A 15,370-nucleotide genomic window follows, 5' to 3' on the forward strand; every position below is an offset into this window, starting at 1 on the left:
CGTAGGTATCGCTCCGATGTCTGGCATCACGAATAGAGCCTTCAGGAAGATCTGCACCATGTGGGGTGCAGAGTTCTCCTTTACGGAGATGATCAGTGCCGAGAGTGTACTGAGAAACTTCAAAGTAGTTGAAAAGATGCTTCCTAAGGATGAGATTAACGTCGCCGTGCAGCTTTTTGGTAACGACCCTTTTAAGATGGCTCAAGCGGCACAGATAGTCGAACCATACGCAAAATGGATCGATATAAACGCCGCATGTCCCGTGAAAAAGGTGATCAAAAAAGGTTCAGGTGGCGCCCTTCTGAGGGATCTGCAAAGACTTGAGAGGATCATACAGAGTGTCAAGACAGCGGTGAAGGTTCCTGTTACTGTTAAAGTCAGAGTTGGCTTTGAAGAAAATGAACTGGATGCAATACTCAACACCTGCATAAAAGCAGGCGCAGATGCAGTCGAAGTTCATGGAAGAACCGTCGTGCAACAGTATTCAGGAGAAGCTTACTGGGACTTGAAGCTCTCAAAATACACTCTACCAACGGCAATAAGCGGAGATATCTACGAGCCAGAAGATGTAAGAGAAGCCATTGAGAGATCTGGTGCCCAAGCTGTTCTGATAGCCCGCGGTGCTCTGAGAAAACCTTGGATCTTTGCACAGATTGTTCAAGGCAGAACACCTTCTGTGCCAGAGATAGAACAGATGTTTTTGAAGCACTTGAAGATGCAAGTTGAGGAAGAAGGTGAAAGATCTGTGTACAAGATGCGCCAATTTGTAGCCGGGTACACGCACGGAATAAAAGGAGCCAGAGAGTTTAGGGAGAGGTTCACAAAAGCAAACACAGAGAGTCAAGCCAGAGAGATGATCGAGGAGTTCTTTAATACTTTTCTAATGAACGGATGTAACAATGAGGTAGTCGAATGGATTGAAGACAGTCAGAGTAGGAGGTGTTGCACATGAGAAAATCTTTGATGGTCTTTGTGATCTTGCTGACCACTCTGGTGACTTTTGCTTATCTGAATCCAGATTATCAGAGTCCAGTGGTAGCGGTGGTTGAACAGTGTGCTCCAGCTGTGGTGAAGGTAGAAGCAGTCAAGTACACCACATCGCCTTACTTCGATCCATTCATGGAGGAGTTCTTCAAGCGTTGGTTTGGCTACAACCCGTTCGGTGGCACACAGCAGAGTACAAGCCTGGGTTCTGGCTTCATCTTTGACAAGAATGGCTACATATTGACCAACGAACACGTCGTAAATGGCGCTAAGGAGATAACAATCACCTTGCTGGATGGTAAGAACTACAAAGCAGAGTACATAGGTGGAGATACAGAACTCGACATCGCCGTTTTGAAAATCAAACCCGACAGAGAATTGCCGGTGTTGGAATTCGGTGACTCCGATACCCTGAAGATCGGTGAATGGGCGATTGCGATTGGAAACCCACTTGGTTTTCAGCACACCGTTACCATAGGTGTTGTGAGCGCAACCGGTAGGCGCATTCCAAAACCAGACGGCTCTGGATATTACACGAATTTGATACAAACGGATGCTGCGATCAACCCTGGCAACAGCGGTGGACCTCTGCTGAACATTCATGGTCAGGTGATCGGCATTAACACAGCGATCATCAATCCAACGGAAGCGGTGAACCTCGGTTTTGCAATACCAATAAACACAGTCAAGAGATTTGTAAACCAGCTCATTGAGACGGGAAAGACACAAAAGGCGTACCTTGGAGTCAGGTTGATGACTGTGACGGAAAACCTCGCAAAGGCAATGGGTTTGAAAACAAACCAAGGTGTGTTGATAGTTCAGGTGCTCGAAAACTCTCCGGCTGAAAAGGCAGGGCTGAGGGAGAACGACGTGGTTGTGAAGTTTGACAACATTTCGGTGGCAAGCGACTCAGAACTCGTTTCGTTGATACACAGCCATGTACCTGGTGATGTCGTAACAATAGTTGTCAACAGATCTGGCAAAGAGATCACCTTGAAGGTCACACTCGGTGCATCTACAGACGAAAGCACTCAGACAACACAGGCGGCTCAGGAATTCGTTGGAATAGTCATAGATGAAATCACCGATTCTGACAGAGAAAGCTATTCACTGCCTGCTTCGCTCAGCGGTGTCATTGTAAGAGAATCAAAAACCCTTTCACAGATTCAGAAGGCAGATGTGATCTATCAACTTGCTGTCAACGGCAAGAACTATCCGATCAACTCCGTGAGTGACTGGAATGGAATCGTCAGCAAGATCAAACAAGGAGATTTTGTAGCGATCTTCGTCTATCGAAAAGGAGCAAAGATGATTTACTCTTTCACCTACAGATGAGGTGAAAACCTCGAGGGGGTGGTTCAATGAAAGGTTTAAAATGGCTTTTACTCATAGCCGCATTGATTGGCATCTTAATACTCAGTTCGTGTGGATCAATACTAACAACCATAGCGAGCGTTGCTCACAACATCGTAGAAGTCACGGCGAATAATGTAGATACCACTCTAAGAAATCTCGCCAGCTGGTGTGATTCACAGGATATATTGATGCTTTGGTATGATTTTGATAATGAGCCAGAGGACTTTAATGAAAGAATGACTGTTTTTGAATCTCCTGAATATCCACCAGTAGCTGACAAGAATGTTTATCTAAACAATGAGTATATTGGAAATTATGGCACTGGGTTAGACCAATTAGACCAAATTAAAAATACGATCAGCGCGAGTAAAACGACCTTCTCAGGCACCTTGATCATGTATCTGCGGCTCGATGAATCGCTCAACTGGGACTTGTACATAGGTGAGGATAGACAGGCGAAAGTAACTAAAACTAATTATGTCCTTGTTGAATTCGAAAAGGACACTACAAATCAAGTCTACAAAGTCACAAAGGTTCAAGTTGATCGTGACTGGAATGCTTTCGTCGTTCCCAAGAATATGTCTTCGATCACAAACAAGGGCTTTGCGTTCTTTAGAATCGATGATGACAAAGTTGTCGATGCACGAGTCATATACCCTATACACCCATGAAGGGGGGATATAGATGAAGAAGGCATTTGTGGTACTCTTAGCTTTGCTGATCGCAAGCTTTGTCTTTGCAGATATGCAACTCAAAAACATCATAATCGTTCCACAGCCGAGCGAGCTTGAGGTCAAGGTGTGGCTGAACAAACCGGAAGGCTCTGTCTATCAAGAGAACGAGTCGCTGAACATCTTCTTCAAAGCAAACAAGAGCTGTTATGTTCTCATCTACGACATTCGCACTGATGGAAAGATCACGCTTTTGTTCCCGAACAAGTACGATTCGAACAACTACATCGCTCCGAACGTAACTTACAAACTTCCCATATCGAATCTTTACTCTTTCAAGGTCTCACCACCAGAAGGCAAGGAGTTCATTCAGATCATAGCTTCGACAACCTTTCTTCCAATCATTCAACAGCTGAAGAACCTTGGCACGACTCAGTCATTCCCCATGCTTTCACAGGATGCAGAGAGTTATGTCCAAAGACAGATCATCCCTTATCTGACTGGTGAGTGGGCAAGCGACATCACATACTTCTACGTCGGAAGAGCCGCAAGGACTGGCATTGCACAGCTTGAATCCAATCCAACTGGTGCCTACGTCTATGTGGATGGAAAGTACATTGGCAGAACTCCAGCACGAGTTGAACTCGATGAAGGTCAGCACTTTGCAACCTTCTACTGGCAGAACAATGTTATAACGGAGACCTTCTTCGTCACAGCCGGAAGGACTGTTGTTGTCACAGGCAATTTCATTCAGAAGACGATACTCAACATAAACACCACGCCAGCTGGAGCTCAAGTATTCCTCGATGGTGCTTACATCGGTGTCAGTCCACTTCAAGTGGAGGTTCAACCAGGACAGCACACAGTTCTTGCAACGATGGCAGGTTATACGGCAGCTCAGCAGAGCTTTTCGATAGCACCAGGTGAAACAAAAACGATCAACCTCACATTGAGGGCTGAGCAAGCCACTTTGAATATCTTCACTTCTCCAAGTGGTGCTTCGATCTACGTGAACAACCAGCTGAGAGGTACGGCAGGACCAGCTGGTTTGAGCATCAGCGTGGCACCTGGCACCTACACAATCACAGCAAGGCTCACAAACTACCAAGATGCCAGCTCTATAGTGACCGTTGACCCAGGTGAGGTCAGAAGGATCGATTTGACATTAGTGCCAATTATCAGAAAAGGTGTTTTGAACATCTTCAGCACACCCACAGGGGCAGCGATCTACGTTGATGGCAACTACGTTGGAGTGACACGCTCTACAGGCTTGAGTGTTGAAGTCGATCCAGGACTGCATACGATCATCGCACAGCTCGCAAATTACCAGGAAGCGGCCGTTAATGTGAATCTTTCCTCTGGAGAGACAAGAAGGGTTGATATCACACTCGTACCCATACCAAGAACTGGTTTTCTAAACATCTTCACCAATCCAGTGAACGCCTCTGTCTATGTGAACGGCAGATATGCGGGTGTAGCCGGTCCGAATGGTTTGAGAGTTGAGGTTGATGCAAATGTCACTCACACTGTCGTTGCAAGCTTACCAGATTACGAAGATGCCAAAACCGAACTTCGGGTTGCACCGAATGAAACGAAGAATGTGACGCTCACACTCGAGCCTATACAAAAGGTTGGAACGGTCTCGATCAACAGTTCACCGAGTAATGCTCTTGTTTACATCAACGGCTATCTCAAAGGTATGACACCACTCAAACTGGATCTTGACTATGGAACCTACCAATTGGTGTTGATCAAAGGTGGGTATTATGCAGAGCTCATCACGTTGAAAGTGGACAGAAAGAGTGTTTCGGTGAGCACAACGCTTAGGCCCATTCAGTGAACAAAGGGGGCGTCTGCCCCCTTTAGCTTTCTTTCACGTCGAGTATTGAAGCAGACGGTATACCCTCTAAGAACCTTCGTTCAAAATCTTGCCTATTCATGTTACGAACCTTTATGACCACGTTGTACTCTTCCTGCGATTTTTCATAAGTTGTGACAGAGATCAAATCCCCTCCGCATTGGTACATCAAATAAAGTATTCTGGACAAAATGCCAGGAACGTTCTGAACTCTCAAGACATACCTTAAACCTTGCTCTCTTGCTCCAAGCATGTTGATGAAAACTTTGAAGATATCAGATTCTGTAATGATTCCCACGAGTTTTTCTTCTTGCAGCACGACCAATGAACCTATCTTTCTATCACTCATGAGCTTTGCGGCATCTTCGATTGGTGTATTGGGATGTACGTGTACTACATCACTTTTCATGATCTGTTTCACCTTAAGTCTGCTCAAAAGATTCGTGAGTTCCCACACATCTAAGGTTGTTGCCTGTGAAGGCGAGGCAGACAGCAGATCTTTCTCTGTGATGATGCCAACGACTTTGTTGTTTTTCACCACCGGCAATCTCCTTATTCCCTTCTGTCTTATCAAATCCATCGCTTCAGAGAAAGTTGCCTCTGGTGAAATCGTTATCACCTCTGTAGTCATAACATCTTTGACGAACACAGAAACACCCCCTTGTGATGAGTTTACCTTATTTCCATGAAAAAAGGACCCCGAAGGGTCCTTTCTCACAAGAGTTTCAAACTACTGACCCATGAACATACCGAGCAACCCGAGAACAGCACCAGCAGCACCAGCAATAACGCCTATCAAAGCCATGTTGTAGACATCATCGATCTTCTTTGAAAGCTGCACAGTGGCTGAATCAATATCGCTCTTCCACGGTTTGCTGTCTACCGTCTTCTTGAGTGCCGCTATGTCTTGATCGTGCTGAGAGGTCTTCTGGTTCAAAGAGACAACCTGTCCTGCGATTGTACTGACGTTGCCTTCGAGTACCGAGACCTTCTTAGCGGCTTGTGCGGCATCCTGAACATCTTTCTTGATTTTTTCGACATCTGTTGCAAGTGATGCGACCTGCCCCTCGAGGAGCGAGAGTCTTGCGTCGTACTGATTCGTCGTTGTGTTTAGTGCCTTCTTGAGAGAGTCAATGTCGCTGGCTACCTTTGTTTCGAGCGCTGCAACCCTTGATTCAAGATCACTGAAGCTCTTTCTGAGTGTCAGAAGCACCTGAATATTGCTTTCAACTGCATCGATTCTCTTGCCAAGTGTTGCGAGATCTGTTTTGACTGGATCGATGGATTTTGCAACACTGTCTATTCTGGCAGAGAGCGAATCTACTTTGCTGCTGAGTGAAGAGAGATTTGCGTTGATCGAATCTATGTTCCCTTTGAGCTGTGCCATGACTTGTGAAGAAATCTGTGCTTGTAGATCCGAAACACTCTTTTCAACCTGTGAAACCTTTGAAGAAAGTTGATTGTACATCGTCAGCATCTTGTTTTCAGATGCCGCAATCATCGTGGGCATATCTTTCTTTACCTGTGCAATCTCAACGACCGTCGATTTGAGATTCGAGATCTCTGCTAGAACTGTTTGAAGTGTCTGATCTGTTGCTGCAATCTGTTCGGAGCTTTTTTGTGCTCTGTTGAGAGCTGTACTGACAAGGTCTTCAACAGCAGAGATTCTCTTGATCAAAGTCTGTAGATCTGCAGCAGATGTTGTCTTCTCCATCTGTTGAGTGAGGTAATCGAGAAGTTTTTTCAAAGCCACAGCAACTTGATAGCGTGTCATTGGGTTGTTACCTTGGAAAGTACCATCTGGCATCCCCGAAACTATCCCTAACTTAGAGAGTGTCGTCACAGCCTCGTATGCCCAGTGATTGACCGGAACATCAGAGAAACTCTGCGCATAAACAAGAGCCGCAACAAGCAGTGTAACTGCTAAGAGAACCTTCTTCATGAACTTTCACCTCCACTGAATGCTTTTCTTGTTATATCTTACCACGTTGATCATTCTTTAGACAACCAAAATTCTCCTTGCGTTGAACAAAAACGTTATGGTATAATTTAGACAAATACAGTCTGAATTTGGAGGAATAGTATGGCAATCTCTATCACTCAAGTAGATATACTCACTGCTTTTGTACATGGTTTTCTGTCATTCTTCAGCCCTTGTGCAATACCGTTGATACCAACTTTCATCGCTCTGTTGATCTCTGAAAAAGGGGTCAAGTCCTTTCTGAGAATAGTTGGTTTCTTTGTAGGCCTTTCAGCAACTTTTTCAGCCTTAGGTGCGCTCAGCGGATCCTTTGGTTTGCTGATCGATCGCACAATCATGAGATACCTTGCTGGCTCTGTGATCTTGCTGATGGCTGTGCTTTTCTTGTTTCAAATTCAATTTCTCAAATTCAAAGGGCTAAACCTTTATCGCTTCAAATCTGGAGGCTTTCTGGCTGGAGTCGGCATAGGTGTTGGAATCGGTCTTGTGTGGATACCCTGTGCAAGTCCTGTGCTTGCTTCTATCTTGATAATAGCCTCTATTAAAGCAAGTGCTCTCAAAGGTGCTTTCATGTTGTTCATTTATTCGCTTGGAATCTCGATTCCATTTCTCAGTATCGGTGGTCTCATCTCGAAGTTGTTCACGAAGGTCACTCTGAAAACACCTGTTTGGGAGAAACTTCTAAAGTATGCAGCATCGGCTTTGTTGTTTTTCATTGGCACGATGATACTGCTCGGCAGATTCTTCATATGAAAGAGGTGATCACATGAGAAGTAAATCGGTTTTCTTAATTCTGGTGGTTGCAACTGTATTACTCAGTCAATCGATTCTGTTTTCAGACTTAGACGTGGCAGTACGTCTGGCGAGAATCGAACAGAAGAAATTTGCAATACTCTTCACCACATCAACCTGCCCATACTGCAAGAAATTGAAGGACGAAACCCTTACAGACAAAACAGTCAAACAATTGATATATGCAAACTACATCTTTGCAGAAGCGCTTTTCGATTATGGAAAGAAGACATCGGCTTTTGGAAAGCCAATGAGTTATTCTGAACTCTTCTCAGCCTTTCAAGTAAACAGCGTTCCAGTAACATGGTTTTTTACAGCCGAAGCATCTCCTTTGGTTTATCTGCCTGGATATCTTCCGGCGAGTACCTTTGCACAGGTTCTGCGGTATGTCTATCAAGAAGTCGAAGAAGATTTCCAACAGTATTTGAAAAGAAAAGATGATTTTCAAGGGGAAAGAATGATCTTGTTCGTTACAGATGAAGAGGCGAACTTTGTGCTGAAAAACGATCCAAACTCGATCAGTGTGGAGGCACTTCCACAAAGTGTTGACCCGTACAAAGTCTATGTGACGAGAAAGAAAGACCTCGGTGAAGAACTTTCAAAGGCTGGTGTATTCAGGGTCTTGGTGATAAAGCAAGATTAATCAGAGTTCTTTTCGATTTTCTTTCTCTTTTTGGCAAAGTTCAGATATATTCCAAAAGAAAAGAAAACAAGGCAGATAACAATCAAGACTGCCAAACCATAGACTGTGGAAAAGAGTTCAACGGTTTTTTCCACGTCTTTTGAGGCGAGATAATAGACCCAACCGATTGCTTCTACTGCGAGAATTATCGATGCTGCCAAAAGACTCAGTATTGCTATGATCGAGGAGCTTCTCCTCATGGCGAATAGTCCTGCTATAACTCCAAAGATCGCACATATGCCCAACAATATTGGAAACCAGTTTTGCTGAACAAAGTCGTTCATCTTCGGCAGGATCTCAAATCTTTTCACCAGAAAGTCTGCAAGATAGTAAACTACACCTGCAGCTGCAAAGAAACCCACTAAGAACACAAAGACTTTGAAGAGCACATAGAGCGCGATCGCACAAGCGATTCCAATGACGAAAAAAGCTACATATTGCGCAATCTGAGAGTCGTTAACCCAATTTCTGAAAACTTCGAATCGATCATAAAGGATTGGATAGACTACAAAACCGCCCAGCAGAAAACCAAAAAGGCTAACAGCAACTCTCTCAACGAACTTTGCAGCGAAGATCAAGAAAACACAGATCGGTATCACAACATACCAGCTGTCCAACAAAAGCCATAAATGTTGATTTGCATTGTTGATCAGTTCTTCGAAGGGTAACAAGTCAATTCACCCCCATAGTGTTATAATATCACTTGTTGATGAATGAAAAACCAGGAGGTTTTAGAGATGCGCATTTCAACAAATGTTTCTTCCATGCCTACCTCAAAAACCCTTGAGGTCAACGCACTTGCTCAAGAGCTCAAAAAGAAGGGTGTGAATGTGGTAAACCTTACAGCGGGTGAACCAGACTTTCCAACCCCTCAACCCATAGTGGAGGCTGCAATCGAAGCACTCAATATGGGACTGACCAAGTACACCGATTCTTCTGGAATACCTGAACTTCGCAAGGCTATAGCAGATCATGTAGCTCGGAGATTTGGTGTGAGCTGTACGCCAGAACAGGTGGTAGTTTGCAATGGTGGGAAACAAGCGATATTCAACGTACTGGCAACTGTTGTGAACCAGTCAGATGAAGTGATCTTGATCGATCCATGTTGGGTTAGCTATGAACCAATGGTTTTGTTGCTGGGTGGTAAAGCGGTGCACGTGCAGACAGATTTCGAAGAGGGTTTTATACCCAAGCCTGATGAGATCGAAAAAGCTGTTAGAAAGCAAACAAGGGCGATAATCATCAATAGCCCGAACAACCCGACAGGGGCTGTCTACGATGAAAAGACCCTTCTTGGAATTTATGAGATAGCGAAAGAACACGATCTGTTGATCATAAGTGATGAAGTCTACGAGCCGTTGGTTTACGATCAAGAACATCTTTCTTTGTTCGCAATAACCAAAGGCGACAGAACTGTTTTGGTCAATGCCTTTTCCAAATCTCATTCAATGACCGGTTGGAGAATAGGTTATCTTGTCGCGCCAACGCAGATTGCAAAGGCAGCAGCAAAGGTACAAGCTCACTTGACTTCGAATATAAACAGCATTACCCAGTATGCTGCTTTGAAGGCTTTTGAGGTCGACACTTCTTACATGAAGGCGCGATTCAAAGAACGAAGGGATCTGGTATGCTCGCTACTTTCTGACTTTCGATTGAAGTATCGCAGACCGGAGGGTGCTTTCTACGTACTGGTTGATGTCAGGGAGTTTGACGAGGATGATGTGAATTTCTGCATGAATCTTTTGAACAAAGAGCATGTTGCACTGGTGCCTGGTTCTGCTTTCAATGCCCCAGGTTTTGTGAGACTGTCTTTTGCAACCAGCGAAGAACTTCTCAAAGAGGGCATCAAACGAATAGGCAATTTCATTGGAAGGTGACACTGAAATGATAAAGAGTTTCTTGAAAAGGTACTGGCACCACTATGTGATCGGAATCTTCGTTCTGGTGCTGGTTGATTTGTCTCAGCTTTTCATCCCAAGGTTGATAGGGCGTGTAGTAGATCAGCTGAAACAACCTCAACCAGATCAGAGTATGATCTCTTTGATGATATCTTGGATAATGGGCATTGCGTTGGGCATGGCGATCTTGAGGTTTTTCTGGAGATATTTCATCATAGGTGCCTCGAGGCGATTTGAGTACATCTCGAGAAACTTTCTGTTCGAAAAGCTGTTATCTCTCACACCGGGTTATTTCGACCAAAACCGTAGTGGAGATCTGATGGCAAAACTCACCAACGATCTACAGGCTGTGAGAATGGCATTAGCACAAGGTGTTGTGCTGTCTGTTGATGCGACCTTCATGGCAATAATGACCTTGATCTTCATGGGAAGAACAGTCAACTGGCGCCTCACATGGCTGTCGACTATCCCCTTGCCAGGTCTCGCTTTCATAGCACTGTTTTTCGGCAGAATGATACACAGAAGGTTCATGCAAGTGCAGAAAGAATATTCATCGCTCAGCGAATTGACCGAGGAAACCATTTTAGGTGTCAGGATCATCAAAAGCTTCTCAGCCAACGATCGAATCCACCAGATGTTCAACGACAGATCTATGAGGAATTACGAGAGCGCGATGTCCCTTGCAAGGGTTTCTTCGCTCTTTTTCCCATTAATGACCTTTTTTGCAGCTATGTCGCAAGTTCTCGCCTTGAGTTTTGGTGGGAAAATGGTTATAAACGGCTTGGTGACACTCGGAGAATTCGTCGCTTTCAATTCCTATCTGGGTATGCTCACATGGCCCATGATGGCACTTGGTTGGGTTTTGAACATGATTCAGCGTGGCCGCGCTTCTCATGAAAGGCTGATGGAGATAGTCAAACAGAAACCTCAAATTGATGAGCCTGAAATTCCCGTGAGAATAAGCGCGATCGAAAAGATAGAGTTCAGAGACCTCACATACCGTTACCCAGGGACAAACAGAGATGTGCTCAAAGAGATTAACCTTTCCTTTAGAAAGGGAGATATGGTTGGCATAGTAGGCACCGTTGGAAGTGGAAAATCCACTTTGGTGAGAGTTCTTGCAAAGTTGTATCCCGTTGAAAGAGGAAAGGTTTTCATCAACGGTGTCGATATCAACGATATATCATCAACGAATCTTAGAAGCTTGATCGCCTTTGTACCTCAAGAATCTTTCCTTTTCTCAGACCAGATCAAGAAAAATATTGCCTTTGCACAGCAGAATATCGAACTGGACAAGGTCGTTAACTATGCAAAACTTGCTTCCGTTCACAGTGAAATAGAGAAATTTCCAGAAGGTTACGACACCATTGTAGGTGAAAGAGGTGTCACGCTTTCCGGTGGGCAGAAACAGAGAGTCACGATAGCCAGAGCGCTTTACACAGAAAGAGACCTCTTGATCTTCGATGACTGTCTTTCTGCGGTTGATCCAGAGACAGAAGAAAAGATCATAAGCGCCTTGAGAGAGAATTACAGAGAAAAGACAATGATCGTCATAACTCATAGGCTTAAGGTACTCAGAGATGCCGATCTAATAGTGGTTTTAGACGATGGCAAGATCGTTGAGATGGGAACTCACGAGGAATTGATGGCAAATGAGCAAATGTATTCACGAATGTACAGAAAACAGATGATTGAGGAGGAGCTTGAGTGTGAATAAGTTGCTTTTGGCGATACTGTTGATTTCTTCCTCGTTGTTCTCGGTGGGCTATTATTTCGAACAATCTCATTTGATCATAACAGGAGTTGAATCTTACGATTCACTTAAGATAACGATCGACCAGATTACCTTCGAGGTGGATGCCCAAAACATCAGAATACCATGGCAAAAAGGATCAGAGACGGACATAAAGTTAACACCAGTGAAAGATGGCAAAGAACAAACTCAAATCGAAATGAAAATCAGTGCGATAAAAGATCAACCTCCAAAGCTGTCACTGAGTGTTCCGGCATATCTGCCTGCAGATAGAGTAGTTCTTCCTCTGTCACTAATAGACGACTGGGACGATCTTTCCAAGTTGACAATAAGAGCTTATGTAGATGGTAAGAGAACTGATGTTCTGGAAAACAGATCGATTGTGATAGATACCTTTTTGCTGCATTCCGGCGAACACAGACTCAGGGTGGTTTGTAGAGATAGCGGTTCGAATGTAATTGATAAAACCTACAGATTCACCGTCGTTCCGCAGATACCACCAACACCGAGTATTCAATCAGGTAAGATATTCTCCGATCGTACGCATCGTGTTTATTACATGACGAACAGTGAAATGAAACAAGAAGACCTCAAGAAGAACCAGTTAGAGAGAGATTTTTCCTTTGTCTGTGACTTAGATACTGCTGGTAATGAAAGCTTTCCTGCTCTGCACTATTCAGTGAAAACTACTGCGAGAATCTCGGCTGGAAATCTCATAACCTTCAGCAGTGGCATCTTTGAATCTGGTGAGTACAATGTCTTTGGCAAGGTAGTCATTCCATCATCTGAGACAGTACTGCTAAAACAGAATGCCACACTGAAGATACCTCAAGGGTGCGAATTGATACTCAAAGGCACACTCATAGCCGAAAGCGGTTCGAAGATAGCCGGCTACGGCAAGTTGACCATAGCCGATGAAGGAAGAGTTGCGTTCATCGGAGCAAGAATAGAGACGAATGTGGTAATCGCAGGGTCTTCCATGGTATGGATTTCAAATACCGATCTTTCAAAGGCAACTGTCTCAATCACCAGAGCAGCAGCGATATCTCTGAAAGATGTACGAGCACAGATGATCGAGATGACAAATGTCGGGAAACTTTGGATCAACTCATGTAATATTGGAAAACTCTTGATCAAAAACACTTCACAGTTCGTGGTGAAAGACTCAAAGCTGAATCACTTGAACGTCTCGAGTCTTTCAAAAGGTAGGCTTTATTCAACTTCAGTCTACTCACAAGATCTTCCACTCTTCGTCAGCAATCTTTCGGTTGTTGAACTCATCGATAGCTGGATCTCTGGAAGCAGATGTGTCCAAGTTCAAGACTACTCGATATTGAGAGCCCGTAGTACCGAATTCAGTGGTGATATTGCAGTAACGATCTCTGGCTATTCTGTTTTCAACAGTTTTGCAAATAAGATCACTTCCACCACGGCGATGTATGTGAAAGACTCGAGGGTCAGACTTTCCAAGACTGAATTTCGAGGAGAGGTAATCAAAGTTGGAAGGTCAGAGATCCTTGCCATGTGACTTCGACGAAAACCTTTTGAAAGCGATCAAGTTACCCGATGCAGGCAGATCATACCGTCCAACTCACGCAACCGCACTTTTGGCTTGGTACGCTAAGCCCACCAAAGCCCAGAAGATGGTCATCGAGCTTGGTGCAGCAACAGGCGTTGTCTCAGCCTATATTGCCTTGACGTACAAGCGAAACGTGGTAGCTCTCGAAAAGGACAGATTTCTTGCCAGTCTGGCACAGAGAACAGTTGAAATGAACAACTTGCGAGAAAAGATGATCGTCTACAACCTCTCTTGTTCAGAAGTGACGAGTGTTTTCAAGGCAGAATCTTTCGACATGGTCGTCGCAAACCCACCGCATCACCTGACGAGCATACCGAGCCCAGATCTTCTGAGAAGTAGTACAAGAAGCTGTGACATTCAAACCGCAAGGCAGTTCATAGATGCAACGGGATATCTGCTCAGAAACAAAGGCACATTCGTCTATATACTGCCGCCAACTCATATAGTTTTCTGGTTGAGTGAGTTTCTCGAAAGAAAGCTCCAACCGAAAAGACTGTTACCAATCTATGGAAATCCGCAGAAAAACGCACAATTTTTTCTACTCAAAGGAGTGAAAAATGGGGGCATCGAATTACTCGTCGAGCCCCCAATCGTTCTCAAAAGAGTTTGAGTTCCTTTATACCACTTTCGACGATCTTCTTCGTATCCCTTGCTATTACGAGTTCTTCGTCGGTGGGAACTACCACAACGGCGACTTTCGAATCTGGTGTGCTGATGATTCTTTCAACTCCTTTGACATCGTTCAACGTCCTGTCGATTTTCACACCCAAGAAACCAAGGTACGTACACACCTTTTCGCGTACGTACGGTGAGTTTTCTCCCACACCGGCGGTGAAAACTATGGCATCAACGCCGTTCATTGCCGCCGCGTAGGCACCGATGTACTTGGCTATTCTGTAAACGTATATATCCAGAGCCATCTGAGCCTTTTCATTTCCAGCGCAAGCTGCATCTTCGATATCTCTCATGTCGGAGCTGAGCTCTGCTAAACCAAGCATTCCACTCTTTTTGTTCAGAAGATCATAGACCTTATCCACCGGCATGCCAAGATTTTGCTGCATGTAGATCACAATTGCCGGATCTATGTCTCCAGATCTCGTTCCCATTACTACACCTTCAAGTGGTGTAAAGCCCATCGAGGTGTCAACAGATCTGCCGTGCCTGACCGCTGCTATCGACGCACCGTTACCCAAGTGGCAGGTGATCACTTTGAAGTCATAATAATCTCTTCCCAGTATCTCGGCTGCCCTTCTGGAGACATATCTGTGGCTCGTGCCATGGAAACCGTATCTTCTTATTCTGTATTTTTCATAGAATTCATAAGGTATTGGGTACAAGAAAGCTTTCTTGGGCATCGATTGGTGAAAAGCGGTGTCGAAGACTCCAACGTTGGGGACATTTGGCAAGAGTTTTTGCACAGCACGAATTCCCATGATGTTCGGCGGGTTGTGTAACGGTGCAAGATGGACGTTATCTTCTAAGACCTTCATGACTTCGTCGTCGATCAGAACAGAACTTGCAAAACGTTCGGCGCCGTGGACAACCCTGTGACCAACAGCAGAGATTTCAGAGAGATCCTTTATCACACCAATTTCAGGATCAAGCAAGACTTCCAATATCAACTTCAAAGCTTCCTCGTGGTCCTTCATAGGCTTTTCAATCACGTGTTTATCCGCGTTGACGCGATGAACAAGCCTGCTACCCTCAATGCCAACTCTCTCGGCAAGACCTTTGCAGAGCACCTTTTCACCTTGCATATCGATGAATTGATACTTCACCGATGAACTTCCACAGTTCACAACGAGTATCTTCACGG

Annotated in this window: 14 protein-coding genes; 10 read left to right on the forward strand and 4 right to left on the reverse strand. The window is 44.6% G+C overall.

Annotation, left to right across the window (positions count from 1 at the left end; genetic code table 11):
* The first annotated feature begins 16 nt into the window (after positions 1 to 16).
* From ACSFC1_RS06925 to ACSFC1_RS06940, 4 genes are read left to right on the forward strand one after another with little or no spacing between them, the layout of a single operon-like run.
* Positions 17 to 952 carry a tRNA dihydrouridine synthase gene (locus ACSFC1_RS06925; protein WP_435565375.1) on the forward strand — a complete coding sequence of 312 codons (936 nt, stop codon included), beginning with the start codon at positions 17 to 19 and terminating at the stop codon, positions 950 to 952.
* Positions 949 to 2,319: a Do family serine endopeptidase gene (locus ACSFC1_RS06930; RefSeq protein WP_435565376.1), complete on the forward strand. Its 1,371-nt coding sequence runs from the start codon at positions 949 to 951 to the stop codon at positions 2,317 to 2,319. Before ACSFC1_RS06925 ends, ACSFC1_RS06930 begins: the two co-directional genes overlap by 4 nt.
* A gap of 26 nt (positions 2,320 to 2,345) precedes the next feature.
* Positions 2,346 to 3,011: a hypothetical protein gene (locus ACSFC1_RS06935; protein ID WP_435565377.1), complete on the forward strand. Its 666-nt coding sequence runs from the start codon at positions 2,346 to 2,348 to the stop codon at positions 3,009 to 3,011.
* Positions 3,012 to 3,024: 13 nt separating this feature from the next.
* Positions 3,025 to 4,851, forward strand: a complete 1,827-nt coding sequence (locus ACSFC1_RS06940; RefSeq protein WP_435565378.1) for a PEGA domain-containing protein — start codon at positions 3,025 to 3,027, stop codon at positions 4,849 to 4,851.
* 22 nt (positions 4,852 to 4,873) lie between these two features.
* Here ACSFC1_RS06940 and ACSFC1_RS06945 read toward each other — a convergent pair whose 3' ends face one another.
* Both ACSFC1_RS06945 and ACSFC1_RS06950 read right to left on the reverse strand, forming a co-directional pair.
* Entirely contained in the window at positions 4,874 to 5,518 is a 645-nt protein-coding gene (locus ACSFC1_RS06945; protein ID WP_435565379.1) for a CBS domain-containing protein, read from the reverse strand.
* Positions 5,519 to 5,599: 81 nt separating this feature from the next.
* Complete coding sequence (locus ACSFC1_RS06950) at positions 5,600 to 6,811, reverse strand: S-layer homology domain-containing protein (RefSeq protein ID WP_435565380.1); 1,212 nt, start codon at positions 6,809 to 6,811, stop codon at positions 5,600 to 5,602.
* A gap of 141 nt (positions 6,812 to 6,952) precedes the next feature.
* On the opposite strand from ACSFC1_RS06950, the gene ACSFC1_RS06955 reads away from it, so the two are divergent.
* On the forward strand, positions 6,953 to 7,603 hold the full coding sequence (locus ACSFC1_RS06955) for a cytochrome c biogenesis CcdA family protein (protein WP_435565381.1): 651 nt from the start codon (positions 6,953 to 6,955) through the stop codon (positions 7,601 to 7,603).
* 13 nt (positions 7,604 to 7,616) lie between these two features.
* Entirely contained in the window at positions 7,617 to 8,285 is a 669-nt protein-coding gene (locus tag ACSFC1_RS06960; protein WP_435565382.1) for a thioredoxin family protein, read from the forward strand.
* Here ACSFC1_RS06960 and ACSFC1_RS06965 read toward each other — a convergent pair.
* A complete protein-coding gene (locus tag ACSFC1_RS06965) occupies positions 8,282 to 8,995 on the reverse strand; it encodes a hypothetical protein (protein WP_435565383.1) in 714 nt (237 codons plus the stop codon). The genes ACSFC1_RS06960 and ACSFC1_RS06965 overlap by 4 nt on opposite strands.
* Positions 8,996 to 9,061: 66 nt before the next feature.
* Between ACSFC1_RS06965 and aspC the strand changes: the two genes are divergently transcribed.
* Genes aspC through ACSFC1_RS06985 form a run of 4 tightly spaced genes read left to right on the forward strand, consistent with a single transcriptional unit; the run spans position 9,062 to position 14,164 of the window.
* The gene (gene aspC / locus ACSFC1_RS06970) at positions 9,062 to 10,201 is read left to right on the forward strand and encodes an aspartate aminotransferase (RefSeq protein ID WP_435565384.1); all 1,140 of its coding nucleotides are present in this window, start codon (positions 9,062 to 9,064) and stop codon (positions 10,199 to 10,201) included.
* Between the two features lie 7 nt (positions 10,202 to 10,208).
* Complete coding sequence (locus ACSFC1_RS06975; RefSeq protein WP_435565385.1) at positions 10,209 to 11,939, forward strand: ABC transporter ATP-binding protein; 1,731 nt, start codon at positions 10,209 to 10,211, stop codon at positions 11,937 to 11,939.
* A complete protein-coding gene (locus tag ACSFC1_RS06980; RefSeq protein WP_435565386.1) occupies positions 11,932 to 13,503 on the forward strand; it encodes a hypothetical protein in 1,572 nt (523 codons plus the stop codon). The genes ACSFC1_RS06975 and ACSFC1_RS06980 overlap by 8 nt, the downstream gene beginning before the upstream one ends.
* Positions 13,475 to 14,164: a tRNA1(Val) (adenine(37)-N6)-methyltransferase gene (locus ACSFC1_RS06985; RefSeq protein WP_435565387.1), complete on the forward strand. Its 690-nt coding sequence runs from the start codon at positions 13,475 to 13,477 to the stop codon at positions 14,162 to 14,164. The genes ACSFC1_RS06980 and ACSFC1_RS06985 overlap by 29 nt, the downstream gene beginning before the upstream one ends.
* On the opposite strand, the gene ACSFC1_RS06990 is transcribed toward ACSFC1_RS06985, so the two are convergent.
* Complete coding sequence (locus ACSFC1_RS06990; RefSeq protein WP_435565388.1) at positions 14,151 to 15,368, reverse strand: acetate kinase; 1,218 nt, start codon at positions 15,366 to 15,368, stop codon at positions 14,151 to 14,153. The genes ACSFC1_RS06985 and ACSFC1_RS06990 overlap by 14 nt on opposite strands.
* Positions 15,369 to 15,370: the final 2 nt, after the last annotated feature.

This window comes from Pseudothermotoga sp. U03pept (assembly GCF_051235805.1).
GTDB lineage: Bacteria > Thermotogota > Thermotogae > Thermotogales > DSM-5069 > Pseudothermotoga_B.